General features: G+C 72.9%; 16 protein-coding genes and 1 tRNA gene. 5 read left to right on the top strand and 12 right to left on the bottom strand.

All coding sequences use genetic code 11. From position 1 onward, the window contains the following. Window positions 1-62 precede the first annotated feature (62 nt). The 6 genes from thrB to B086_RS0136745 form a co-directional block, all read right to left on the bottom strand. Window positions 63-980: a homoserine kinase gene (gene thrB, locus B086_RS0136770; RefSeq protein WP_018571444.1), complete on the bottom strand. Its 918-nt coding sequence runs from the start codon at window positions 978-980 to the stop codon at window positions 63-65. A 483-nt stretch (window positions 981-1,463) separates the two neighbouring features. Further along, window positions 1,464-2,522 (bottom strand): threonine synthase, encoded by a 1,059-nt coding sequence (gene thrC / locus B086_RS0136765; protein WP_018571443.1) that lies wholly within the window; start codon window positions 2,520-2,522, stop codon window positions 1,464-1,466. Between the two features lie 6 nt (window positions 2,523-2,528). Next, a complete protein-coding gene (locus tag B086_RS0136760) occupies window positions 2,529-3,878 on the bottom strand; it encodes a homoserine dehydrogenase (protein WP_018571442.1) in 1,350 nt (449 codons plus the stop codon). A gap of 173 nt (window positions 3,879-4,051) precedes the next feature. Beyond that, on the bottom strand, window positions 4,052-5,443 hold the full coding sequence (gene lysA / locus B086_RS0136755; RefSeq protein WP_018571441.1) for a diaminopimelate decarboxylase: 1,392 nt from the start codon (window positions 5,441-5,443) through the stop codon (window positions 4,052-4,054). A gap of 59 nt (window positions 5,444-5,502) precedes the next feature. Continuing rightward, on the bottom strand, window positions 5,503-6,615 hold the full coding sequence (nrtL, locus tag B086_RS0136750; RefSeq protein WP_026253163.1) for an ArgS-related anticodon-binding protein NrtL: 1,113 nt from the start codon (window positions 6,613-6,615) through the stop codon (window positions 5,503-5,505). A gap of 193 nt (window positions 6,616-6,808) precedes the next feature. Continuing rightward, a complete protein-coding gene (locus tag B086_RS0136745; protein ID WP_078531319.1) occupies window positions 6,809-7,327 on the bottom strand; it encodes a response regulator in 519 nt (172 codons plus the stop codon). A 126-nt stretch (window positions 7,328-7,453) separates the two neighbouring features. On the opposite strand from B086_RS0136745, the gene B086_RS0136740 reads away from it, so the two are divergent. Beyond that, window positions 7,454-7,525 (top strand) — tRNA-Arg (locus B086_RS0136740). A gap of 143 nt (window positions 7,526-7,668) precedes the next feature. On the opposite strand, the gene B086_RS43480 is transcribed toward B086_RS0136740, so the two are convergent. After that, on the bottom strand, window positions 7,669-8,157 hold the full coding sequence (locus tag B086_RS43480) for a TIR domain-containing protein (protein WP_078531314.1): 489 nt from the start codon (window positions 8,155-8,157) through the stop codon (window positions 7,669-7,671). Window positions 8,158-8,311: 154 nt separating this feature from the next. On the opposite strand from B086_RS43480, the gene B086_RS0136735 reads away from it, so the two are divergent. Beyond that, entirely contained in the window at window positions 8,312-8,950 is a 639-nt protein-coding gene (locus tag B086_RS0136735) for a hypothetical protein (protein ID WP_018571438.1), read from the top strand. 88 nt (window positions 8,951-9,038) lie between these two features. Here the strand turns inward: B086_RS0136735 and B086_RS41620 are convergent, their stop codons facing one another. From B086_RS41620 to B086_RS0136720, 3 genes are all read right to left on the bottom strand, one after another. Further along, window positions 9,039-12,233 (bottom strand): ATP-binding protein, encoded by a 3,195-nt coding sequence (locus B086_RS41620; RefSeq protein ID WP_018571437.1) that lies wholly within the window; start codon window positions 12,231-12,233, stop codon window positions 9,039-9,041. A 319-nt stretch (window positions 12,234-12,552) separates the two neighbouring features. After that, window positions 12,553-14,703 carry a M4 family metallopeptidase gene (locus tag B086_RS0136725; RefSeq protein WP_018571436.1) on the bottom strand — a complete coding sequence of 717 codons (2,151 nt, stop codon included), beginning with the start codon at window positions 14,701-14,703 and terminating at the stop codon, window positions 12,553-12,555. Window positions 14,704-14,989: 286 nt separating this feature from the next. After that, window positions 14,990-17,221, bottom strand: a complete 2,232-nt coding sequence (locus B086_RS0136720) for a TerD family protein (RefSeq protein WP_018571435.1) — start codon at window positions 17,219-17,221, stop codon at window positions 14,990-14,992. A 543-nt stretch (window positions 17,222-17,764) separates the two neighbouring features. Here B086_RS0136720 and B086_RS0136710 point away from each other — a divergent pair. Together B086_RS0136710 and B086_RS0136705 are read left to right on the top strand one after the other, a co-directional pair. Then, complete coding sequence (locus tag B086_RS0136710) at window positions 17,765-19,318, top strand: phenylacetate--CoA ligase family protein (protein ID WP_018571433.1); 1,554 nt, start codon at window positions 17,765-17,767, stop codon at window positions 19,316-19,318. Then, the gene (locus tag B086_RS0136705; RefSeq protein ID WP_018571432.1) at window positions 19,315-20,367 is read left to right on the top strand and encodes a hypothetical protein; all 1,053 of its coding nucleotides are present in this window, start codon (window positions 19,315-19,317) and stop codon (window positions 20,365-20,367) included. The genes B086_RS0136710 and B086_RS0136705 overlap by 4 nt, the downstream gene beginning before the upstream one ends. A 459-nt stretch (window positions 20,368-20,826) precedes the next feature. Here B086_RS0136705 and B086_RS0136700 read toward each other — a convergent pair whose 3' ends face one another. Beyond that, a complete protein-coding gene (locus B086_RS0136700; protein WP_018571431.1) occupies window positions 20,827-21,558 on the bottom strand; it encodes a hypothetical protein in 732 nt (243 codons plus the stop codon). A gap of 330 nt (window positions 21,559-21,888) precedes the next feature. Between B086_RS0136700 and B086_RS0136695 the strand changes: the two genes are divergently transcribed. Further along, window positions 21,889-23,679 carry a beta-ketoacyl-[acyl-carrier-protein] synthase family protein gene (locus B086_RS0136695; RefSeq protein ID WP_037874543.1) on the top strand — a complete coding sequence of 597 codons (1,791 nt, stop codon included), beginning with the start codon at window positions 21,889-21,891 and terminating at the stop codon, window positions 23,677-23,679. Between the two features lie 32 nt (window positions 23,680-23,711). Here B086_RS0136695 and B086_RS0136690 read toward each other — a convergent pair whose 3' ends face one another. Further along, on the bottom strand, window positions 23,712-24,806 hold the full coding sequence (locus B086_RS0136690) for a Ku protein (RefSeq protein ID WP_018571429.1): 1,095 nt from the start codon (window positions 24,804-24,806) through the stop codon (window positions 23,712-23,714). Between the last annotated feature and the right edge of the window lie 11 nt (window positions 24,807-24,817).

The following is a 24,817-nucleotide window of genomic DNA, read 5'->3' as shown; positions in this document are numbered from 1 at the left end:
CTTGAGATTAACACTACCGGATCCAACAAACATTCCCCCTCTCCACATCCGGCAATCGCGTGTCAGCCCGCCAGCGGGAGCACGCAGGCGCCGGTCAGGTCGAGACTCAGCCGGTTGGCGGCCCAGCCCGTGCCCGCCAGGCGTTCCACCTTGTCGGCGGTGTCCACGTCGGCCATCGCCATGACCGTGGGCCCGGCGCCGGAGATGACCGCGGGGACGCCGTCCCCGCGCAGCCGCTCCACCAGCGCCGTGCTCTCCGGCATGGCCGGCGCGCGGTACTCCTGGTGGAGGCGGTCCTCGGTGGCGGGCAGCAGCAGCTCGGGGCGCCGGGTCAGGGCCTCCACGAGCAGGGCGGCACGGCCCGCGTTGACGGCCGCGTCGACATGCGGCACGGTGCGCGGCAGCAGGCCGCGCGCGGTCTCGGTCAGGACAGGTTTCGCGGGCACGAAAACCACCGGAACGATGGAATCGGAGGGCTCCATCCTGATCGCGCGGGCGGCGCCGGACTCCATCCAGGACAGGGTGAACCCGCCGAGCAGACAGGCCGCCACGTTGTCCGGGTGGCCCTCGATCTCGGTGGCCAGTTCCAGCAGCGCCGCGTTGTCGAGGCGGGCCTCGCCGCCTATGGTCACGGCGCGGGCGGCGACGATGCCGGCGCAGATGGCGGCGGAGGAGGAGCCCAGGCCGCGGCCGTGCGGGATGCGGTTGGCGCAGACGATCTCCAGGCCGCGCGGCTGCCCGCCGAGCACGTCGAAGGCGGTGCGCAGCGACCGTACGAGCAGGTGTTTCTCGTCCCGGGGCAGGGTCTCGCCGCCCTCGCCCGCGATGTCGATGTGCAGTCCGGAGTCGGCCACCCGCACCACGACGTCGTCGTAGAGCCCCAGCGCGAGGCCGAGGGCGTCGAAGCCCGGCCCGAGGTTGGCGCTGGTGGCGGGGACGCGCACCCGGACGGCGGCGGCGCGGAACGCTGGACCGGCCATCGCTCGTTGACTCTCCTTGAGCTGCGTGCTGGTCGAGTGACATTCGACCGCGATTCGACGGACACGAGACGGACACGAGGCGGACACGAAGGACCCTCGGGGCCGCGGGGAACGGCGCGGCACCGCGTCATGCGAGGGCATATGCGGTGGGCGGGTTCCTCACAGCCTATCGAAGGAAGGTTCAGTGGCGACATAGGGCGCACAGGAGGCGCACGATGCGTGTCGCGAGCCTTCCCGTGCCCCCTGCCAGGGGTTCCCGGGTGAGGACGCGCCGGGAGGTCGCGAGGTTGCGCGGCCCGGCAGGGGCGGGCGTCACCCGCGCCGGGCGCCCGAGGGCGGCCGGGCGGACCCGCGCACGTACCGCGCACACCTCCCCCGCAGGCCCCGCGTGCCGCCCGCGCGGCGCGTACGCCGCGCGGGCCGCCCGCCACCGCGCCCGGAGGCCGGGCGGGGCGGGCAGGACGGGCAGGGCAGGCCCGAGGATCAGGCGAGGCCCAGCCGCTCGGCGGCCGTGGCCGCGTCGACCGGGACGGTGACCGGCTGCGGGGCGCCGGCGACGGCCCAGTCCGGGTCCTTGAGCCCGTTGCCGGTGACCGTGCAGACGATCCGCTGCCCCGGGTCCACCTTGCCCTGCTCGGCGGCCTTCAGCAGACCGGCGACGGACGCGGCGGACGCGGGCTCCACGAAGACGCCCTCCTGCGCCGCCAACAGCCGGTAGGCGCGCAGGATCTCACGGTCCGTCACCTCGTCGATGGCGCCGCCGGACTCGTCGCGCGCGGCCAGCGCGTACGACCAGGAGGCCGGGTTGCCGATCCGGATGGCGGTGGCGATCGTGGAGGGGTCCTTGACGACCTCGCCGCGCACGATCGGCGCGCTGCCGGACGCCTGGAAGCCCCACATGCGCGGGGTTTTCGTCGAGACCTTGTCGGCGGCGTACTCCCGGTAGCCCTTCCAGTACGCGGTGATGTTGCCCGCGTTGCCGACCGGCAGGACATGGATGTCGGGGGCGTCGCCGAGCATGTCGACGATCTCGAAGGCGGCGGTCTTCTGCCCCTCGATACGTACCGGGTTGACCGAATTGACCAGCGCCACCGGGTAGTTGTCGCTCAGCTCGCGGGCCAGCGTCAGGCAGTCGTCGAAGTTGCCGTCGACCTGGAGGATCTGGGCGCCGTGCACCAGCGCCTGGCCCATCTTGCCGAGCGCGATCTTGCCCTGGGGCACGAGCACGGCGGAGACCATCTGCGCCCGCACCGCGTACGCGGCGGCGGAGGCGGAGGTGTTGCCGGTGGAGGCGCAGATGACCGCCTTGGCGCCCTCCTCCTTCGCCTTGGAGATGGCCATGGTCATGCCGCGGTCCTTGAAGGACCCGGTCGGGTTCGCGCCCTCGACCTTGAGGTGCACCTCGCAGCCGGTGCGCTCGGAGAGCACCTGCGCGGGCACGAGCGGCGTACCGCCCTCGCGGAGCGTCACGACCGGCGTGCTCCCGGACACCGGCAGCCGGTCCCGGTACTCCTCGATGATTCCGCGCCACTGGTGGGTCATTGCTGGTTACTCTCCTTCAACCCGCATGATGCTGGCGACGCCCCGCACGGTGTCGAGGCTGCGCAGCGCCGCGACGGTGCCGGTGAGGGCGGCGTCGGACGCTCGATGAGTGACGACGACGAGGGACGCCTCGCCGCCCTCCCGTCGCCCACCACCGCCCTGAACGACGGCGACTGCGTCGCCGCTGCTTTGATTTCTTCCCTGCTGCCGGACGGTGTCGATCGACACCCCGTGCTCGGCGAACACGGTGGCGACCTGGGCGAGGACGCCCGGTTTGTCGGCGACGTCCAGGCTGATGTGGTACCGCGTGACGACGTCGCCCATCGGCGAGACCGGCAGCGCGGCGTACGCGGACTCGCCGGGCCCGGTGGCCCCGCCGCGCAGGTTGCGGCAGACGGCGACGAGGTCGCCGAGGACCGCGGACGCGGTGGGCGCGCCGCCCGCGCCGGGCCCGTAGAACATCAGCTGCCCGGCGGCCTCCGACTCGACGAACACCGCGTTGTACGCGCCGCGCACCGAGGCCAGCGGGTGGCTGAGCGGGATCATCGCGGGGTGCACGCGCGCGGTGACGGAGCCGCCGTCGGCCGCCCGCTCGCAGATGGCGAGCAGCTTGATGGTGCAGCCCATCTCCTTGGCGGAGGCGAAGTCGGCGGCGGTGACCTCGGTCATGCCCTCGCGGTACACGTCGTCGAGCCGTACGCGCGTGTGGAAGGCGATCCCGGCGAGGATGGCGGCCTTGGCCGCGGCGTCGAAGCCCTCGACGTCGGCGGTCGGGTCGGCCTCCGCGTAGCCGAGCGCGGTCGCCTCGTCCAGGGCCTCCTGGTAGCCGGCGCCCGTCGAGTCCATCTTGTCGAGGATGAAGTTCGTGGTGCCGTTGACGATGCCGAGCACCCGGTTGACCTTGTCCCCGGCGAGGGACTCGCGCAGCGGGCGGATCAGCGGGATGGCACCGGCGACGGCGGCCTCGTAGTACAGGTCGCGGCCGTGCGCCTCGGCGGCGGCGTGCAGCGCGGCGCCGTCCTGGGCGAGGAGGGCCTTGTTCGCGGAGACCACGGAGGCGCCGTGCTCGAACGCGGTGGTGATCAGGGAGCGGGCGGGCTCGATCCCGCCGATGACCTCGATGACCACGTCGATGTCGCCGCGTTTGACGAGGGCGGTGGCGTCGGTGGTGATGAGGGCGGGATCGATGCCCTCGCGCACCTTGGAGGGGCGCCGGACGGCGACCCCGGCCAGCTCCACCGGGGCCCCGATCCGGGCCGTGAGGTCGTCGGCGTGCGTCGTCATGATGCGCGCCACCTCTGAGCCGACAACCCCACAGCCCAGCAGCGCCACCTTCAGCGGACGCGTACGCATCATCCGACCTCGTTTCCTCATACCGTCTACGGTTGGACCAGTCTCACTCACCGGACCGGAGTTTCTGCCATTTGTCCGAATCATGAGACGTATATTTCATTTTCGCGCGGCCGGACGACGGAGATCTTCCGGCGCCTTCCCCGGCCGACGGAACTCGGCGCACCCGCGCGGGCGGCTCATCCCACGTCGAGGCGGAGGAGGTCGTCCTCCGTCTCCCGGCGGACGATGACCCAGGCCGCGCCGTCCCGGACGGCGAGCACCGGCGGGCGCAGGGCGTGGTTGTAGTTGCTGGCCATCGAGCGGCAGTACGCGCCGGTGGCGGGCACGGCGATCAGGTCGCCGGGCGCGAGGTCGGCCGGCAGGAACGCGTCCTTGACCACGATGTCCCCGCTCTCGCAGTGCTTGCCGACGACCCGGACCAGCAGGGGCTCGGCGTCGCTCGTCCGCGACACGAGGGCGACGCTGTACTCCGCGTCGTACAGCGCCGTACGGATGTTGTCGGACATGCCGCCGTCGACGGACACATAGGTGCGCAGCCCCTCCAGCGGCTTGATCGTGCCGACCTCGTAGAGGGTGAAGGCGGTCGGGCCGACGATGGCGCGGCCCGGCTCGACGGAGATCCGGGGGGTGCGCAGCCGCGCGGCCTCGCACTCGCGGGTGACGATCTCGCTGAGCGCCTTGGCGATCTCGTGCGGCTCGCGCGGGTCGTCGTCACTGGTGTACGCGATGCCGAGACCGCCGCCGAGGTCGATCTCGGGCAGCTCCACCCCGTGCTCGTCGCGGATCTCCCGGAGCAGCCCGACCACGCGGTGCGCGGCGACCTCGAAGCCGGACATGTCGAAGATCTGCGAGCCGATGTGGCTGTGGATCCCGATCAGTTCGAGCCCGTCGAGCTTCAGCGCCCGCCGCACCGCCTCGGCGGCCTGCCCCCCGGCGAGCGGGATGCCGAACTTCTGGTCCTCGTGCGCGGTGGCGATGAACTCGTGGGTGTGCGCCTCGACCCCCACGGTGATACGGATCTGCACCCGCTGCCGCCTGCCCAGCGACTGCGCGATGTGCGCGACCCGCACGATCTCCTGGAACGAGTCGAGCACGATCCGCCCGACCCCGGCGCCCACGGCCCGCTCGATCTCCGCCGCGGACTTGTTGTTCCCGTGGAAGGCGATCCGGTCCGCCGGCATCCCCGCGGACAGGGCGGTGGCCAGCTCGGTGCCGGAGCAGACGTCGAGGTTCAGCCCTTCCTCCGCCAGCCAGCGCACCACGGCCCGCGACAGGAACGCCTTCCCCGCGTAGAACACGTCGGCGTCCTGCCCGAACGCGGTGCGCCAGGCGCGCGCCCGCGCCCGGAAGTCGGCCTCGTCGAGTACGTAGGCGGGCGTGCCGAACTCCTCGGCGAGCCGCGTGACGGGCACTCCGCCGACGGTCACCACCCCGTCCGCGTCCCGCGTGACGGTCTGCGCCCAGACCTTGGGGTCGAGGCTGTTGAGATCGGCCGGCGGGGCGGCGTAGTGCCCCTCGGACAGGACATCGGCGTGACGGGGCCCGGCGGGGTGTGCGGAACGGCTCATGGCGGTCAGTTCTCTCTGGCTTCTCTGACTTCTCTGGCTACTCAGACTTCTCTGGCTGCTCAGAGGTGATCGGGTGCGTCGATGCCGAGCAGGGACAGGCCACCGGCCAGCACCGTCCCGGCGGCTTCGGCGAGGGCGAGCCGGGCACGGTGGGCGGCCGAGGGTTTCTCCTCCCCGACCGGCAGCACCGTCGGCAGCAGCGGCCACAGCCCGTCGGCGACGGCCACGAGCTGCCGGGCCAGCCGGTCGGGGGCCCGGTGCGCGGCGGCCTGGGCGAGGACGCGGGGGTGGTCGGCGAGGGCGGTGAGGAGGGGGTCCGTCGTGCGGGTGCGCCCGGTTGCGGCGGGGTGCCCGATGGAGTCGATGTGTCCGGGTGCGGGGGCGAAGCCGAGGTCGGCGGCGTTGCGCAGGAGGGCGCGGGTGCGGGCGTGGGCGTAACGCACCCGAAAGAGCGGGTTGCTCTCGCGCTGTGCGAGGTGCTCGTCCCCGGCCCGGACCCGGTCACGCCCGGCGGGATACAGCAGCGCCCAGCGCCCGGCGTCGTGCCCGAGCAAGAGGAGCGCGTCGCGGTCGTCGGGGGCGACGGGGAGGGGGCGTACGTCGATGACGCGGTCGTCGGCGTCCGGGGCGGAGCCCCGCCGATCACTCTGGCCCTCGCCCTCGCGCTCGCCCTCGCCCTTCCCCTCACCCGCGATCTCGATGCGGGCTCGGGTCCCCTGGGCCGCCAGCAGCCGGACCAGCACGTCACCGACGGCGAGGGCGCGCGGCTCGGCGGCGCAGCGCAGCAGGACACGGGGGGACCCGGCGCCGCTGTCGTCCCCGTACCCGTACCGCTCACCGCTGCGGAGGATGTCGGACACGAGGCGGACGGAGGCGGCGTCGGCCCGGTCCTCACGGAGGCTGATGTTGAGGAACCCGGGCCCGGTCACGGAGACGTCCCGGATGCCGTCGACGAGGACGAGCCGGTCGCGCAGCACTCCGGCGACGCGCAGGGCGCTCTGTCCGGCGGGCCGGGCGAGCTGGAGCGCGACGGTGGTGGCGTAGTCCCCGCACCCGCCCGGCCCCGGCGGCTTGACGACAACCCGCTCCGGGACGCTCACGCTCAGCTCCCCCGCGTCGACAGCACGACGCACCGCGTGCAACACGGTGTGGGAGAGCTCGACGGGGGTCACGGGACAAGCGTAGGGGAGGAGGGGGGTGGGTAGGCGAGCCGGTTTGCGCGGGGTATCGCGATGTGGACGCCGGAATGGTCATGCAGGGGCGGAAGGGGGACGAAGTACCCCGCTTCCAGCTCAAGGGGCGGACGGCGAGGACCGCACGGTCGGGAACCGAACGACGGCGCGCCCCCTGCTCCTCGTCCTCGTCCTAACTACGCCGACGCCCGGCACGCTCGGCGTCCCCGTCCGCGCCGCCGGGCCCGGCCCCCTCGTCCCCGGCGCTGCCGGGCTGCTGCCCTCTCCCCCGCCCATGGACCAACTGGAGCACGACCCGCACGAGTTCGGACGGCTCGAAGGGCTTGGAGAGGAAGGCATCGACGCCGGCGTCGACACCGGCCTCGACCTCACCCCGGGAGCAGGCACTGACGATGGCGAGCGGAAGATCACGGGTACGGGGGTCGGCACGGAGTCGCGCGGCGGTCGTGAGCCCGTCGAGCCGGGGCATGACGACGTCGAGCGTGATCACATCGGGCCGCACCTGATGGACGACATCCAGACACTCGGCACCGTCGGCCGCGGTCACGACCTCGAGACCCTCTAGCTCGAGATTGACCCTGATCAGCTGCCGGATGACCTTGTTGTCGTCCACAACAAGCACCCGGCCGGAAGCCCCTGGCACAACTCGAGAGTAGGTCGCCCCCGGCCACCGCGTCCGGGTTTTCCCCACTTCCACCCCGTCCGGGGGACCCCCCGCTCCCCCGTGGACGCCCCCGCCCCCACCAAAACGTTCATGACCACCCCCCTGGAGCTGGTAGTGTTCTACCCGTCGCCGCGCACAGAGCGCACCCGACACGCCCCCGTAGCTCAGGGGATAGAGCAACGGCCTCCGGAGCCGTGTGCGCAGGTTCGAATCCTGCCGGGGGCACCCAGTATGAGGTGCCTGAAGACCCCGACATCAGTGGAAACACTGAGGCCGGGGTTTTCGCGTTTTTACAGGCGCATGCCTATACGTCGCGCGTCGGAGCTTGCAGGCAGGGCCAGGGCAAGCCTTGGGTATCGGCACATGTGTCAGTTGCCGTTTTCCTGACTTCCTCGAATTTCAGGACAGACTCTGACGAGCTGCTCGGCGATGAAGTCGATATCCTGCCGAATATTTCGATAGTCGAATCTCAGGTACTGCAACCTCGCCACACGGGTCAAACTTTCAGGCAGGTGTGCTTCATTCAGGCGATCGACTCCCGACAGCAAGACGGGAATCACCCTTGCCCCACGCTTGAATGCCTCTTCAATTTCTCTCACGACCCAGTCGTGCATAATAGGCCGACCAGATCGCCCCGAGATGAATTTCTCCTGCCAACCGGAATCCACGACTGTGAGCATAACTGCACAGCTGCCTGCGGCCTCGAGGATGGATTCCGAGTAGTCCGACCCCGGAGCGATGGATCTTGCCGCGCGGAACACCGCCTCCCGTCCGAAGCGGCCGGAAAGTAACTCGTCGAGCAGGGCTGCGGCATACGCGCCACCCTCTCTGCGATAGTTTATGAAAATTTGGGCCATTTCACCCCGTTCGACAGCCAAAAGGCCGACTCGCTCTTCCGTGAGGACCGAGCTTGCCGCACCGCAATCCTCTAGGGTAATCGATTGATGCGCTTGGGGTGACCGTGGAGTCGACCATCCGAGCCGCACCTATAGGTCGCCGGAAGGAGCACCAGTGAGTGGCACGGCCCATACGAAACAGCCCAGACCGGGGAAGAGCAGCCAGAAGCCGGCGATCCCGAATCAGGGCTCGGACGGCCCGATGTCCAGTCCGGAAATACTGGACCTGACGAAGTGGCACATCGACAGATACGACCGGCTTCGTTCGTCAACTTTCGTTCGGGCATCAGTCCTGTTGAGTGCGAACGCCGTCCTGGCGACAGGCTCGCTGTTGATCGTGAACTACCATCTCCAAGCTGCCGGGTCGCCGCGCAGATTATGGGTCGAGTGCCTGTTCTGTGCTCTCGCCGTCCTGGCACTGGTGCTGATCCTGAGAAGCCTGTGGGACTCGATCAACGCCATCGCTGCACGAAAGACGACACGAACTCTGCACGCGGCCGAGATCCCGTCCAGGTTCTTGTTCAACTGGGGCGACACGCTCAAGTCAGTGGATGGCCACAGTGACTTCGCGAGGAAAGTCGGCGAACTCAGTCTGGATGCGGCCCTCGGCCATGCCACGGCGGAGCTCTGGACGGACATCCTCCAGCATTCACAGCGGCACGGATACCTCAGATCAGCGATCAACACCTTCCGATACTGCGTCATCACGCTGCTGATCCTAGCCGCGTTCACGTTCGTGGCAGCGCTGAGGTGATGGATCGCACGGCCGGGGACGGCATCTGACGAGCCGTCCTGCCCATCGTCCGCCGCTGTGTTTCGGGGCCCTTCTGTGATCCGCCCGCCTATCCCCCGGCCCCGCCCAGAATGATCCGCGTGATCTCCACCCGCGACCGCGCGCCCAGTTTCCGGTAGGCGCGGGTCAGGGCTGCTTCCACTGTCTTGACGCTGAGGGCCAGGCCCGTGGCTATCTGACGGTTGGTGGCGCCCTGGGCGGCTCGGGTGACGACGTTGCGTTCGGTGGAGGTGAGGTGTTCGGACCAGGAGGGGGTGTCGGGGAGGGGGGTGGGGGTCGGGCGGTCGCGTTCGGTGCGGGTGAGGGTGACCCAGGAGCGGGCGCCGGCGCGGGTGAAGACGCGCAGGGCGTCGGCGAAGGCGGTGCGGGCGGCGGGCTCGTCGGCGCGGCGGCGGTGGAGGCGGGCGAGGGCGAGGCGGGTGCGGGCCTCTTCGAGGGGGTAGCCGGCGGCGTGGAGGCGGGCGGCGGCCCTCTCGTGGCCGGTGACCGCGCGGTCGAGGTCGCCGCGGGCGGCGTCGACAGTGGCGGCGGCGCGGTCGAGGGTGGCGAGGACACCGGGGCGGCCGAGGCGTTCGGCCTGGCTGCGGGCGCGGGCGATGACCGTGCGGGCCTCGTCGGTGGCGCCGGTGAGGGCCAGGGCCTCGGCCAGGTCGGCGTGCCAGCGCCGGGTGGCGGGGTCGCGCTGGCCCTGGGCGGTCTCCAGCCGGCCGGTGCGGGCGAGCAGTTCGGCCGCCTGGTGGGGCTGGCCGCCGAAGAGCCTGATCCGGCCCTCGGCGTGCAGGGCGCGGGGCAGGAAGAGCCGGTCGTCGTCGTCCTCGCTGTGCCGCCGCGCGGTCTCGGCCGCGGCGAGGGCCTGGCCGAGGGTGCCGCCCGCGGTCTCGGCGAGCGCGAGCGTGTACCAGGCGGGGCCCTGGCTGAGCCCGGCGTCCTCGGTGATGCGCAGGCTCTGCCGGGCGAGGGCGAGGGCCGGGCGGCAGCGGCCGCGCAGGAGTTCGACCTGGGCGAGGCCGTTGAGGCACTGGCTGAGGCTGTCGGCCGAGCCGCGCTGGCGCAGCGTGTAGACGAGGGTGCGCAGTTCGGCGCGGGCCTCGTCCAGTTCGTCGCGTACCAGGTGGAAGCGGTGTTTAAGGTAGACGGGGCCGTTGTGGTGGGTCATGGCGTGCACGTCGTGCGGCGCGGCCAGGGCGGCGGCGAGGGTGGCCTCGGCCTGGGGCAGGCCGAGGAAGAGTTCCAGGGCGGCCTGCTGGGTGAGGGCCATGAGTTCGGTGCGGCGGTCGCCGGTGCGGGCGGCGAGTTCGGCGGCGCGTACGGCGTGCTCCCGGGCGCGGGCCGCGCAGCCGCCGACCATCCAGGCGCGCCAGCTCATCCGGTAGTTGAGCTGGGCGAGCAGACCGGGGTCGCGTCCCGCGTCGCGTACGGCCTCCGGGAAGACGTCGGCGATCTCGGCCATGGCCTGGCCGCAGGAGTCGATGACCACGTTCCAGGCGCGCACCCGGTCGGCGGGGCGGTCGGCCTCGCCCAGGACCTCATAGGCGAGTTGGCGCGCGAAGTCGAAGTCGCCCGCCTCTATGCCGTCCTCGGCGGCGGTCAGGCGGCGGTCGATGTCGACGCGCGTCTGACCGGCGGGTGTGTACTCGGCGGCCATCCGGCCGAGTCGCGCCGCGGTCCTGGGGGCGCCCCGGCGGCGGGCGGTGCGGGCGGCGGCGTCCAGGCCGGCGGCCACGGCCGGGTCGGGTCCCGCCGCGAGCCGGGCGATGTGGTGGGCGCGTTCGACGGGGTCGTCGGAGGCGTCGGCGAGCGCGCGGTGGGTCTTCTTCAGCTGGTCGTAGGGGGTCACCGTGCGGAGCACCACGGGGGTCAGCGGGTCCAGAAACCTGAGGGCTCCGTGGTCGGAGCTCCGCGGGAGGTCCAGGAGGCCGTGGCGTACGCAGGTGTCCACGTCGGACTCGGCGTGCGGGCGCCCGGCCCGGCGCAGCAGTTCCACGGTGGGGCGGACGGCGGCGCCCGCGGTGACCAGGGTGCGCCGGGCACCGGCGGGCAGGGCGTCGATCCGGTCCAGGAGCGGACGGCGCAGGGAGTCCGGGACGGGCAGCGGGTCGGTGGGTCCTGGCAGGTCGGCGCCGTGGATGCGGACGTGTTCGTCGAGGGCGGCGCTCAGCTCCAGGGCGGTACGCGGGTTGCCGCCGCTGGCCCGGTGCAGGCGGGCGAGGAGCGGGCGCGGCCAGGAGGGCTGGTCGTGCGCGTCGAGCAGTTCGGCGGTCTCGTGGGCGGTGAGCGGCGGTACGGGGATCCTGCGGGCCGGTGGCGGGCACAGCTCCTGTGCCTCGCGCGCGCTCCCGGTGCCGTCCGCGCGGTCGCCGGGGTGTCCGGGGCCGTCCGCCGGTGTGTCCGTGCGCAGGGCGACGAGGACACGGGGGCGCGGGTCGGGGCCGGGGCCGGAGCGCCGGGCGAGGAACCGGAGGATGTCGGCGGTCGGCGCGTCCAGCCACTGCGCGTCGTCGACGACCAGCAGCAGCGGCCCGTCGGCGCTGAGCCGGGTGAGGGCCTTGCGGACGGCGATGCGCAGGACGAGCGCGTCGCGGTCGGCGGCCTGAGCGGCTGCGGCGGCGGGGCCGGCCTCGGTGGCCTGGCGGGCTGTCGGGGGCGGGAGTGCCACGGCGGACGCAAGGACCGTGGTAGACGGAGGGACCGTGGCGGGCGGAAGGACCATGGCGGACGGAAGGATTCCCGCGGCCGCAGCGGACCGCCCGACCAGCCCCGCGCCCGCCCCTGCCCCCGCCCCCGCGACCAGCCCCGTCCCTGCCGCGAGGCCCGTCCCCGCCGCGAGGCCGCTCCCGCCGCCGGGGAAGCCCCCCAGGCCCCACGCGCCCGGCACGCCCGGTGCGCCCGGCACGCTCGGCGCGCTGCGCAGCAGGGCCGCTTCGAGCACGGCCCGCTCGTGCGTGGCCAGTCCGCCGAGGGCGTCGTCGTCCAGTGGGGACAGCAGGTCGATGAGGCCGAGGTAGGGGCTGTGCCGCTCGGCCGGGGAGGGCGAGCAGCGCAGGACCCGGTGGCCGCGGGCGCTCGCCTCGGTGACCAGTTCGGTGACGACGGTGGTGCGGCCGATGCCCGCGGGTCCGGTGAGCAGCACGCCGCCGCGGTCGGTCAGCTGGGCCCGGACGGTGTCGCAGAGGGCGTCGCGGGCGACGGCGGGCGGCCGCCGTCGTGCCGGGCCGTCCGTCGGCAGGGTGGTCGGCTCGGTCATCCGCAAGCCCTTCCGGACACAGCCTCGTCCATGACTCAGGTATGTCAGGGGCGGGTACGGGCGCGGGTCTGGTGACACGTGCGCGTACGGGCACCTGCACCGGAGCGCGTGCGGGTGCGGATACGCGCGCCGTTGCCGATCATGGACCTGCCATTCACACCGCGCCGAATGTAGGACCGCTCCCGGTGAAAGGTCAAGACCAATGAGCGGGGCAGCGGGGGCCGTGCGGAGGACCGCCGGACATGCGGACCGGGCCGCTGGTGGGGAGACCAACGGCCCGGCTGGGTAAGGGTGTTGCTCGTGCGTCAGCTGGTACCGATCAGCAGGCGCCCTGGTCCGTCCAGACGGCCCAGGAACCGGGCGCGCCCGGTTCGGCGCCGGTCGAGTACCACTGCGAGGACCACTTGTGGCCGTTGTACGAGACCTGGTCGCCCGGTGCGTAGGCGGTGGTCGCGCTCCAGGCCGGCAGGTTGCCGCAGCCCTGCGGCGGGGTGCCGCCGCCGGTGATGGTCCAGGTGAAGGAGGCCGAACCGGTGGCGTTGTCGGTGTTCTTCGCCGTGACGGTCACCGAGAAGGTGCCGGCGGTGGTCGGCGTACCGGTGATGCTGCCGGTGGAGGAGTTGATCGACAGCCCCGCGGGCAGGCCCGTGGCGCTGTAGCTGAGCGTCTTGCCGCCGGGGTCGCTCGCCTGGATCTGGAGGGAGACCGCGGTGCCCACCGTGCCGTTCTGGTTGCCGGGGCCGGTCACCGTCGGCGAGCCGGGCTGGCCGCCGCAGTTGCCGGGTCCGGGGACCGGGTCGGCGCCGGTGACGCTGACCGCCGCCCAGGCGGCCTCGACGGTGTTGTACTCGGTGCAGTGCGCGCCGTACAGGTCGGCGGCGGCCTTCAGCGAGTCGATCCGGGCCTGATGGTAGTTCTCGCTGCTGTTGGCGTAGGAGGCCAGCGCCTTGTACCAGATCTTGGCGGCCTTGTCGTTGCCGATGCCGGCCACCGTGGAGCTGTTACAGGTCGGGCTGTTGCCGTAGCCGTGGTCGCCGCTGCCGACGGCCAGCAGGAAGAACCAGTGGTTGAGCGGGCCCATCGAGTAGTGCGGGTCCAGGCTGCCGTTGCTGCTGTTCCAGCAGTTGGGCGACTGGCCGTCCAGGGACGGGTTGTACATGTAGCGCAGCGGGCGGTTGTCGCCGTTGATGTTGATGAGCTCGCCCATGGTGTAGTCGGGCGTGTCCACCGGGTTGTTGGCGTAGAACTCGACCATGGTGCCGAAGATGTCGCTGGTGCCCTCGTTCATGCCGCCGGTCTCACCGGTCTCGTCCCAGCCGGTGAGCGCGCCGCTGACGCCGTGGCTCATCTCGTGCCCGGCCACGTCGAGTTCGACCAGCGGGCGGGAGTTGCCCTGGCCGTCGCCGTACGTCATCTGGGAGCCGTCCCAGAAGGCGTTCACGTAGGCGTTGCCGTAGTGGGTGCGCGACGGTACGCCGCGGCCGTCGCCGAAGATGCCGTTGCGGCCCTGGACGTTCTTGTAGTAGTCGAACGTCTTCGCGGCGCCGTAGTGCGCGTCCACGCCGGCCGAGGCGGGGTCGCTGTTGGTGCCGTTGCCGAAGGTGCCGCTGGAGCTGGTGAAGACCGAACCCGTGCCGCTGGTCGCGTGGTTGAGGTTGGTCGTGTAGCCGTTGCCGTGCACCGGGTCCTGCATCGAGTAGCCGCTGCCGGACTGGCTGACGTCCAGGGAGACCTGGCCGCTGTAGATCGACCGGCCGGTGGCGGCGGCCGCGGCGGCGCCGGCCTGCGCGGGGGCGGACCCCGTCGCACGGGCCGTACCCGCCGGTCCGGCGGTCTGCCGGGCGGCGAAGGTGTCGACCTCGTCGCTGGTCCGTACGACCTTGCCGGTGCGGGCGTCCACCAGGACGTGCAGCCGGCTCGGCGTCTGGTCCTGGCGTACGCCGCTGACGACGGTCTCCCAGACGAGGGCGGCGTCGCTGCCCTGCATGCGCACCGCGAGATGCGAGGCGGAGACCGAGTCGACATGGCCCTCGAACGCCGCCCTCGACACCTTCGCGGCGCGGGAGGCGGGCAGTTGGGGCTCGGTGGACACCGTCGGGGACGTCTGCGCGCCGGTGGCCAGCGACGCGTAGGTGCCGTCCTTCTTCAGGTGCACGACGACGTCGCCGCCGTAGGTCGGCAGCCCCTTGTACGTGCGGTCGAAGCGGACGGTGGCGGAGCCGTCCCGGTCCACCACCAGGTTGCGGACCGAGAAGGCGTCCCCGGCGGCGCGGTGGGCGGCGCCCGCGTGGTCCGTGAGGACCTTGCGGGCGTTGTCCTCGACGCGGGTGCGGACGGCGGGTGCCGGGTCGGCCGTGTACGGGGCCGCGGCGAAGGCGCCCGGCCCGGCGGACGGGGCGGAGGGATGCGGATGCGGCTGCGACCCCGGGGCCGCCAGGGCGGCGGGCAGGGCGATGGCGGACGCGGACACGCAGGCCAGAGTGACCGTGAGAAGTCGCGCGGCTCTTCGTATGTCCATAGGACGGGGGGTTCCTTTCGCCTCGTGCAGGGGGTGCCCGCCGCCGGGGCGTGCGGCGGTGAGTACGGCGGCGGCGGGCACCTGCGGGTGCTGTCGGCCCCGCCCCTCGGCGGAGCGGAGCCGACGCACGAGTGTCGGGATCCGGCGAGGGGGGCGGCCAGGCACTGCGACGAGGGAGAGGGGTTTCCCTATCCGGGCCGGGCCCCGCGAAGGGGGCCGGGAGGGGCGGCGGACGCGGTCAGCCGGCCACGGCCGGAGCCGCGGCCGCGGCCTTCTTGGCGGCAGCGGCGCCCTGGCGCGGAACCGCCCGTTCCACGTGCACGGCCACGGTGGTGTAGAAGCGGTGCACGGCGTCGTCGACGCTGCGGATGAAGCCGGACTCGGCGTTGCCGCGCGTACTGCCCATGCTCTTGAGCAGGGAGAGCCGGAAGCCGGTGATGCGGCTGCCGCTGTCCTTCGGCAGCAGGTCGGCGGGCTCGGGCCGCAGCCGCTCCAGCGTCCCCCGGGGACCGCTGCCCGGCTGACCCGGCTGCCCCTCGACGAGGGTCTCGACATGGAGGTCGGCCGGTGCGTCGGCCAGGCACCGCACGAGCCGCTTCGCCCAGGACAGCGGGTAGCCCTGCTCGGGGGCCGGCAACTCGATGGACGTACGCAGCTTTCCGGTGCGCAGGTCGGCGGTGACGGCGAGGACACCGGGCGTCCCCTCGATGCGCAACTCCGCCTGGAGCCGCCCGTCCCGGCAGAGCCGGTCGGCGAGGAGGCCGCGCCGCTCCCCCGGGTCCGCGCCGCGCCCGGCCCGCTGGACGGGCAGCACCTTGTGGCCGAGTTCGCCGCCCAGTCCGAGGCACACCTGCCGGATCAGCCGCTCCCAGCTCTCCACCACCTCCAGGGCGCGCGGATCGCCGTGGCACAGGGTGTCGTCGTCGATGCCGTTGCGTACGGGCACCCAGGCGGGGCCCATGTTCTGGAAGCCGTGGCAGCCGGAGTTCTCGTGCTGGAGGTAGTGCAGCAGTTCCTGGAGGAGCCAGGCGTGGGCGGCGTTGCCGACGCCCTCGTGCCGGATGAGCAGCTGGGCGTGGTGGGCGACCTCCGCCCAGGACAGGTGCCTGAGCGCCACCTTGTGCTTGCGGCGCCGGTCGATCTTCACGTCGACGAGCGGACTGCCCTCCAGGGCCACGTCGTTGGAGAGGGTGATCACGGCCTCGTAGCCGCGGCGGGCGGCGATGTCCATGTACGCCTGGACCTGCTCGGCCCTGAGGGCGTTGCCGTTGGTCTTGGTCTCCACCAGCGCCGTCCACAGCTTGCCGGCCCGCTCGACCCGGATGACGCCGTCGGGGCGGCGCGGTGAGTCGCCGTGCGGCAGCGTGACCTCGGTGAAGGTCTCCATCCGGCCCGCCGGGGCGCCGAACCCGGCGGTGAGCCGCCTGCCGAACTCCGGCACCTGGGCCATCACCGACAGCAGCACCGAGGTGGCGCGCGTCTCGCGGTCGCGGTCGCTCTTGAGCGCGGACACCGGGAAGAGCCGGGCGCCCCGCCAGGAGTCGTTCTCGGCGAGGGACTTCCTGACCACCTTGGGCAGGGTGACCTTCTTCTTCGCCGTGCGCGGCCGGGCGGGGGCCGGGGCACGGGTACCGGTTGCGTCCGGCCCGGCGTCGTCCGGCCGGCGCGGGGCCGGGACGGCTGCCAGCGGCTCCGCGGAGGCCGCGGCCGGACTCGGAGCCGTGGCCGGACTCGGAGCCGCGACCGAGCCCGTGGCCGGGGCCTCGGTGCTCCCCGCTCCGCTCGCCCCTCCCCGGTCGCTCCCGGCGTCCTCGACCCCTGCGGCGGCCTCGGCGGCCCCGCCCCCCGGCACGCTCTCGACGGCCTCCTGGGGCTCCTCGGATTCCTGGGCCGCCTGGGCCTCTTGCGCCGCCTGCGCCTCCACCGCGTCGGCGTCGTCGTCGATGTCGACCCCGAAGTCCGTGGCCAGACCGGCGAGTCCGGTGTCGTACCCCTGGCCGACGGCGCGGAACTTCCAGTCCTCGCCCCGGCGGTACAGCTCGCCGAAGATGAGCGCGCTCACCGAGTCGACGCCGTCGACCGCGAAGCGGAGCAGCTCCTCGCCGGAGCCGTCCGCCAGGGTCAGGCGTACGTCCTCGAGTTCGCCGAAACGGGAACGGCCGTACCGGCTCGCGGCCACGACCACGCGGTCGACCTCGGCCGGGACGGCGGACAGGTCGAAGCTGATCCGGTCCTCGCTGCCGTCGGCGGTCGGGGTCTTGCCCAGCAGCTGCACGCTTCCGTCGGCGGCCACCGGGTTGTTGTAGAAGTAGAAGTCGGCGTCGCTGCGGACCTTGCCGTTCGCGCCGAGCAGCAGCACCGAGACGTCCGCGTCGCCCTCGCCGGTCGGGCTCCCCCAGCCCAGACCGACGAGCACGGAGCCGATGTCCTCGCTCAGGGCCGCCAGCGACACGTTCGCGCCCTTGATCATCTCTTGCACGGAATTACCCCCCACTGGAGCGAGCCCGGCGTGCCGGCCCCCTGCCGTCACGCCTGCCTGCGACGCGATGAGAAGGCGCCGCACGACCGTCACCGGTGACCGGGGTCAACGGCGATGGCGGCCATTCTCACCCATGGCCGCATACGGACTCAGAGGTTCCATAAATAATCGAGTGTTCAGGCGATTTATCCGCGCATGACGTCTGGTGCGGGGCTCATGAACGTTTCTAGACTGCGGCTGCTTCCGGCCGGATCCGGTCGGCAGTGTGTTCGGCTGCTCGTTCGTCAACAGGCTCGCGCCGTCCTACCGGCGGCGCCCCGCGAGGAGGTTCCGACCATGGTGAAGCACTACGTGAAGTACGCCCTGAGCACCCTGTCCGCCGCGATGTTCGCGCACATGGCCTGATTCCGGGCCCGGTACGGACGGGGACGAGGCGGTGGCGGGCGCGGTGTGCGCCCGGTGCCCGGTTCTCCGTCCGTCCACCGCGACCGGCAGGTCGGCCCGTCGTCCGTCGGCCCGTCAGGAGGGCTCTCCTTGTTCGGCACCGCCCTCAGTCAGCTCCGGTACGGCATGGCCGTACTGCGCAACAGCCGGATCCGGCCCGGGGACCTGGAGCGGATCGCCCGTGATCTGGTCGCCACCCTGGAGGAGTTCGGCGCGCCGGGCGCCGACTCGGCGCTGCTGCCGGGGCAGGCGGGGCAGATCGACCCCGAGGTGCGGCGCACGGTCACCCGGCGGAGCCTGCGGGCCACCGCGCGGGCGGCGGCGGAGCACACCGCCTACTACCGGCACCTGTTCGGGGAACTCGGCATCGATCCCGGCACCCTCGACCCGTACGGTGACGGCGGCTCCGGGACCGGCAGTTGGTCACGGGTGCCCGTCACCCCGAAGAAGGCGCTGCGCGGCATGCCGGGCGCCTTCGTCTCGGCCGCCGCGCGGCCCGCGCTGATGGCGCTGACCACCGGGACCAGCGGCACACCCACCGCGGTCTGGTACTCACGGGCCGAACTCGACATCACCATCGCGCTCAGCACCATCTCGGCCGCCCTGGGCATGGGCCTGGGCCCGCGGGACACGCTCGCCTACGCCGGCTGCTCGCGCGCCACGCTGCCGCTGCTCAACGCCGAGGAGTCCACGACCCGGGTCGGCGCCTCCTTCGTCCAGTTCGGCACGCTGGAGGCGGCGCAGGCGCTGGATCGGCTCGCCGCGCCGCTCGGACTGCCGGGCAAGCACGGGCAGATCAGCCATCTGAGCACCTCGGCCTCGTATCTCTCCGCGCTGGTGCACCGGGCCGAGCGGGACGGCTGGCGCCCCGCCGACTTCGGGCTGCGCAGCATCGGGGTGGGCGGCGAGGTGCTGTCCCGGCCACTGCGCGAGCGCGCCGAGGCCGTGTTCGGGGCGTCCGTCGCGACCTCGTACCTGATGACCGAGACGCTGCCCTCCGGGGGCACTCCGTGCGACCAGGGGCATCTGCACCACACGGCCGAGTTCGGGCATCTGGAGGTGCTCGACCCGCTGACCTGGGAGCCGACCCCGCCCGGCGGCACCGGCGTGATCGTGCACACCCCCTACGTCCCCTACCGCGAGTGCACCCTGCTGCTGCGCTACGCCACCGGCGACCTGGTCCGCCTGCCCGCCGCCGCGCCCGGCTGCGCACTCGCCCATCTGCCCGCCACCTCGGAGATCCTGGGCCGCTGGACCGGCCCGCTCAGCGCCGCCGTCACCACCCGCGACCTGCTCGACCTCATCGAGGCGGAGCCCGAGGTGCCGCTGCCCGCCCGCTACGCGCTGACCGAACAGTCGGACGGCGGGGCGCTGTTGCACCTGCTCGTGCCGTCCCTGCCCGCGGCCGCGCTGCGCGCCCGGCTGGAGGAGCGGGCGGCGGCAGCGGGACTGCCGCTGGCGGGCCTGGTGCTGTACGACGACCGGTCGGCGATGCCGCCCACCACGGCGCTGCGCGCCGATCTGCGCGAGCACAGCTTCGAGACGGCGGCCCGGCCGCCCGGCGGCGCGGACCGGGCGGCGCGCACCCCGGCCGTGGCCGCGCACGGCGGCGCACCGGCCGCCGAGGAGGGGAGCGGCGCGTGAGCGGAATCGCCCTGGTGGCGCTGAGCTGCTGTGTGGCCCTGCTGATGGCGGCGGCCGGCGGCTATCTGGCCAAGGTCGCGATGCCCAGGCCGCCGGTCGGGGTGTACGCCCCGGCGGATGTCGCCGTGCTGTGCGTCGGGGTGGTCGTGGCCCCGCTGCTGTACGGCGCGCTGCCGGGCGCGTGGGTGTCGGCGCTGTTCGGGCTGGTGTTCTGCGTGGCCGTGCAGTTCACGCTGGCGCCGCTGTGCTCGGGGCGCTGGGCGTGGTGCCTGGCCCTGGCGGCGACCGCGCTGACCGCGGGGGCCGCCGTCGCGGACCTGTCGGCCGGGGTGCGCGCCGGGACCGATGTGGTGCTGGCCGTGGCGGTGGTGGGGGTGGCGAACCTGTGGGCGCAGAGCGGGATGCGCTCGGCCCATGTCGCCGCGCTGGCCGCCGCGTTGACCTGTTACGACCTGGTCGCGACCACGCTGACGGAGGTCACCGGCGACTTCTTCGCGCAGGTGCGGGGACGGCCGTTCGCCCCGCTGCTCGCCCTCACCGGCGGCGCGCATCCGGTCGCGGTCGGACTCGGGGACCTGCTGCTGCTCGTGCTGTTCCCGCTGGTCGCGGCGAAGGCGTACGGGCGCCCGGCGGCGCTGCTGGCGGGGGCCGTCGGGGTCGTCGTCACCAGCGCGATCAGCGTGCTGTTCGCGGTGGGCGCGCTGACGGAGGGCTTTCCGCTGCTGACCGCGCTGGGGCCGCTGATCGTGGCGCAGCACCTGGTGTGGTCGCGGCGGGCGGGCGATGAGCGGACCACCGCCGAGTGGCGGGCCGGTGCCGCGGGCCCGGCACGGCGGGCGGGCGCCGCCGGTGCGGAACCGGACGCCGTGCTGGCCGCTGCGGTCGCGGCGACGCTGCCGGAGGGCCCGAACGAGGTTCTGCCGGAGGGAAGTTGGGTCGTGCTGTGCGAGGGGCGGGTGGTCGGGACCGGGGCGTCCCCCGGGCTGGCCCGGCGTGACGCCCGCGAGCGCGGGGAGGACACGGGGCCGCTGGTGGCGCGCCTCGTGTGAGCGCGCACGACGTACGGCGGCGGGAGCGGGCGGCCGGGCGGGAATGCTGCGGGCCCAGGAGACGCGGCGGGACCCGGGAGACGTATCCAGCTCCCGGGCCCCTGGGGATGCCACCCCATTGCGCACGCCGATGGTGTTTGAAGAGTACGGATCGGGTTCAAGCCTCCGTGTTCTTCCCTTGAACTACCGCACCGCGGAGAAGTGCAGGCGAGATTCGAACTCGCATCCGGCGACGGTCGTCCGTACTCGGTCCCACCGGCGATCGGTGGCGAATGCTGAAGCTGGAGCGAGAGTCTGAGGCTGAGCACAGTCACGGTGTTCGCCGTGGCCGTACGAGTCAGGCTGAACGTCAGTTTCAGCTTGCGCTCATGGCGCGCACCGGTCCTCAATCCGGTCCGCGCCCGTCACGCACCCCCGCGCTCGCACGCGGGGGCGATCATGGGGCTGCCCGTCGCCCGGTCAGGCGAACAGGTAGCCGAACACCGCCTCCCCGGTCCGCCGGTCGGTGATCTCCGTGCCGTTGGCCTCCTCGCGGGCGAACTTCACCGCCTGCTGGAGCTTCTCCACCCGCTCCAGCAGCTCGTTCACCCGGCGGGCGGGCAGGGCGCCGGAGAACTTCACCGTGGTCCAGTAACCGATCGGCACGTCCTCGTGGTACACCTCGACCTGGGCGGGGTGCTTCTCGGTGGCCTCCGCCTTGACGTGGTTGCGCGGCACCTTCTTGGTGCGGATCGTGCGGACCGGGTCGGTCTTCCACCAGTCCGTCGACGGGTCCAGCGACCAGGACTCGGCCGCGTCCAGCACGGGGAGCTTCTTGACGAAGGCGTGCAGCTCGGTGAGCTGCTTCTCCAGGAAGAGCAGGTAGCTGACCGGGACCTCGGCGAGGACCGTCCGGCCGTCCACCGTGACGTCCGCGCACGCCGTGCGGTTCGCCCAGTCCTTCGTCGCGGTCACGTCGAACAGCCGCGTCAGGGACGCCGACATGTCCCGCAGGATCTCCTCGGCCCTCACCTGCACCCGTGAGGACTCGGGCGGCAGCTGCTCGCCCTCCTCGTCCTTCGGCTGGTACGTCCGCGAGATCCCGGCGAGCAGCACCGGCTTCTGCACCTTCTGGTGCGCCGCCGCACTCTCCTGGAGCGCCTTGCTCTTGACGCCCTTCTCCACGGCGATGATCTGATTCAGCTTGGTCACGGTTCCCCCTTCGAGCCCGATCAACGTAGCCCGCGGGGAGCCGAGTCCTCACCTGGTTTTCTCCGCCGGGACCGCCCCCGGCCCCCACCCGCGCATCTGACGTGCCGTAGGTCACACGGCATCACCTCGCCCCGGAGTGCGGCAGTGACCTGGCGCACAGGCGGGGGTGCGGTGGGCGGCCAACTCCTGGGGTGTTCATGGGAGTTGCGGGTATTCGTACACCCGTCCTGTTTGGGACTCACGTCTATTTCCGTCGTTTTTCTGCTTTTTGTCCCTTTCACTCGAATGGTCCGCCGAACGACACCTCGGGTCACAGAAAGCAGTCCACTTATGTCCCATTCGTCCGAGCTGCCAGAAGTCCCCCTCGCCCCCCACGCAGTGACCGCCGCCGAGGTCGTCCCCGGTGATCTGGTCGCCCTCTCGCGGGACGAGGCCGAACGGCGGCAGTGGTGTGCCGTGCTGCACACGCTGCCCGAATCACCGGAGACGATCCGGGTGACGCTGCGCCCGCCGCTGGGCGGTCCGGACCGGGAAGAGGTCCTGGCGCGGGGGCAGGAGGTGGTCGTCGCCGGGCGGCGGGTGGATGCCGCGGCCGTGCCCGCCGTGTCCTCGCCCCGGCTGGACGCCGTCGAGTTCCGGGACGGCGACACCGTCACCCGGCTGCGCGCCGTCGACCCGGAGGGCGTCGAGGTGACGTACCAGCGGCGGTGGGGCCGCTGGCACCGCGACCTGGACTCCCGGACCACGGAGACCGTGACCGACGACGCCGTGCGCGGCTGGGCGGCCGACGCCGATCACGCCGGATACGTCGTACGCCATCACGCGCGGCCGACCCGCCGGCCCTCGGAGGCCGGGCCGCGGCGGGTCGTCGTGACCGGCCTCGGTGCCATGACCCCTCTGGGCACCGGGACGGGCGAGCTGTGGCAGGGGCTGCTCGACGGGCGGCACGGGATACGGGAGCTGCCGGACGAGGAGTTCGCGGAGCTGCCGGTGCGCACCGCGGGTGTCGTGCCCGTGGACCCGGCCGGACTGCTGCCCCGGGCCGCGGCCCGGCGGATGAACCGAGCCGCCCAGTTCGCCGTGCTCGCCGCGCGCGAGGCGTGGGGCGACGCCGGGTTCACCGAGGGCGGCACCCGGGAGAGCGGGCTCGACCCGGAGCGGGTCGGCGTCAGCCTCGGCGCGATCCTCGGCGACGCCTCCGTCCTCGTCGGCGGCGACCGCAAGCTGCGCGACAGGGGCCCGCGCGCCGTGTCCCCGCTCACCACCCCCATGACCGTGCCCTCGCAGGCCGCCTCACAGGTCTCCCTCGACCTGCACATCACCGGCGAGGCCCGCACCGTGACCAGCGCCTGCGCCTCCGGCACCGAGGCGATCGGGCAGGCCATCGACCGGATCCGGTACGGCCGCGTCGACGTGGCCCTGGCCGGGGGCGCCGAAGCGGTCGTCACCCCGGCGATCATGGCCTCCTTCGCCGCCATGCGGGCCCTGTCCGACCTGGGCCTGGAGGACGGGACCTCGCCCTCGCGGCCGTTCGCCGCGGACCGGGCCGGGTTCGTCAACGGCGAGGGCGCCGGGATCCTGGTCCTGGAGGCGGAGGAGCACGCCCGCGCCCGGGGCGCCCGGATCTACTGCGAGGCCGCCGGGTGGGGGCTCTCCGCCGACGCCCACCACATGGCCGCGCCCGACCCCTCGGGCAGCGGGGTCGCGCTCGCGCTGCGCCGGGCCGTCCGGGACGCCGGTGCGCACGTCGTCGACGTCGTCCATGTCAACGCCCACGCCACCGCCACCACCGAGGGCGACCTCGCCGAGGCCGGGGCGCTGCGGGCGGTGCTCGGAGCGGGCGGCGGCGGGGTGCCGGTCACCGCGCTCAAGGGACACCTCGGGCATCTCCAGGGTGCCGCGGGCGGGGTCGAGGCCGTCGCCGCGGTGCTCACCCTGCACCACGCGGTCGTGCCGCCCACCGTGGGCTGCGCCCGGCCGGACGAGGAGATCGGCCTCGACGTGGTGACCGGGGCCCCGCGCGCCCTGCCGGAGCGCGGCGACCTCGTGCTCAGCAACTCGTTCGGGTTCGGCGGGCACAACGCCGTCCTGGCGCTGCGGCGCCTGCCCCGGAGCGCGTGAGCGAGCGGGAAACAGCGGGAGACGGCGGTGTGCTAGGCCGTGCGCTTGCGGGCCGCCGTCTTCTTCGCCGGGGTCTTCTTCGCGGCCGTCCCGGCGGAGGAGGCCGTCTTCTTCGACTGCCCCGCCTTGGTGCCGGACGCGGACCCGGCGGCCGTCTTCCTCCCGCCGGAAGCCGTCTTCTTCGCCGGGGACGCGGACTTCGCGGTGCGCGACCCGGACTCCTTCCCGGCCGCCGCCTTCTTCGGGGCGCCGCCGGTGCTCTTGCGCCGAGGAAGGTGTCTGACCTCGGCCTCCGTCTCCCGGCCGCCCCCGTCCGCGGCCTCCTCCCCCGCGGCCTCCCCCGCCGCCTCGCCCCGGGACCGCTGGGCCGCCCGCACGCTGTTCTCCAGCGCGGCCATCAGGTCGAGCACCTTGCCGCCGGGGGCCGGTCCGGGCGTCTCGGGCGGGGCCTCGCCGGCCGCCTTCGCCGCGATGACCTCCTCCAGCGCCTCGCGGTACTCGTCGTGCAGGTCCTCCAGGTCGACCTCGCCGAGGGTGTCCATCAGCGCGTCCGCGAGGTCCAGTTCCTTGTCCCGGACCGTGACGTCGGTCTCCGGGGCCACGCCCTGCGGGGCGCGGATCTCGTCCGGCCAGAGCAGGCCGTGCATCACGATGACGTCGTCCACCACCCGCAGCATGCCCAGCCGCTCGCGCCCGCGCAGCGCGAACTTCGCGACGGCCACCCGCTTGCTGCGCTTGAGCGCCTCGCGCAGCAGCGTGTACGGCTTGGCGGCCGGGGCGCCGCTCGCCGCCAGGTAGTAGGAGTGCTCCAGCCGGAGCGGATCGATCCGGTCGGCCGGGACGAACGCCACGATGTCGATCGTCCGCGCGGTCGGCAGCGGCAGATGGGCCAGGTCCTCGTCGGTGATCGGGATGATGCTGCCGTCCGCGTCCTCGTACCCCTTGCCGATCTCCCCCTGGGAGACCTCGCGGTCCTCCAGTTCGCACACCTTGCGGTAGCGGATCCGGCCGCCGTCCTCGGTGTGGATCTGGCGGAAGGAGATGGTGTGGTTCTCGGTGGCGTTCACCAGCTTGATCGGGATGCTGACCAGGCCGAACGAGATGGCGCCGTTCCAGATGGATCGCACGTGCAGCACCT

This window comes from Streptomyces sp. PsTaAH-124 (assembly GCF_000373685.1).
In the GTDB taxonomy this organism is placed as follows: Bacteria; Actinomycetota; Actinomycetes; order Streptomycetales; family Streptomycetaceae; genus Streptomyces; species Streptomyces andamanensis.
This window is presented reverse-complemented; position numbering and strand designations above follow the sequence as displayed.

Excerpts from the sequence above, each read along its gene's own strand:
- thrB (WP_018571444.1), bottom strand. The coding sequence starts at position 980 with ATGGCCGGTCCAGCGTTCCGCGCCGCCGCCGTCCGGGTGCGCGTCCCC.
- thrC (WP_018571443.1), bottom strand. The coding sequence starts at position 2,522 with ATGACCCACCAGTGGCGCGGAATCATCGAGGAGTACCGGGACCGGCTG.
- B086_RS0136760 (WP_018571442.1), bottom strand. The coding sequence starts at position 3,878 with ATGATGCGTACGCGTCCGCTGAAGGTGGCGCTGCTGGGCTGTGGGGTT.
- lysA (WP_018571441.1), bottom strand. The coding sequence starts at position 5,443 with ATGAGCCGTTCCGCACACCCCGCCGGGCCCCGTCACGCCGATGTCCTG.
- B086_RS43480 (WP_078531314.1), bottom strand. The coding sequence starts at position 8,157 with ATGGCCCAAATTTTCATAAACTATCGCAGAGAGGGTGGCGCGTATGCC.
- B086_RS41620 (WP_018571437.1), bottom strand. The coding sequence starts at position 12,233 with ATGACCGAGCCGACCACCCTGCCGACGGACGGCCCGGCACGACGGCGG.
- B086_RS0136720 (WP_018571435.1), bottom strand. The coding sequence starts at position 17,221 with ATGATCAAGGGCGCGAACGTGTCGCTGGCGGCCCTGAGCGAGGACATC.
- B086_RS0136695 (WP_037874543.1), top strand. The coding sequence starts at position 21,889 with ATGTCCCATTCGTCCGAGCTGCCAGAAGTCCCCCTCGCCCCCCACGCA.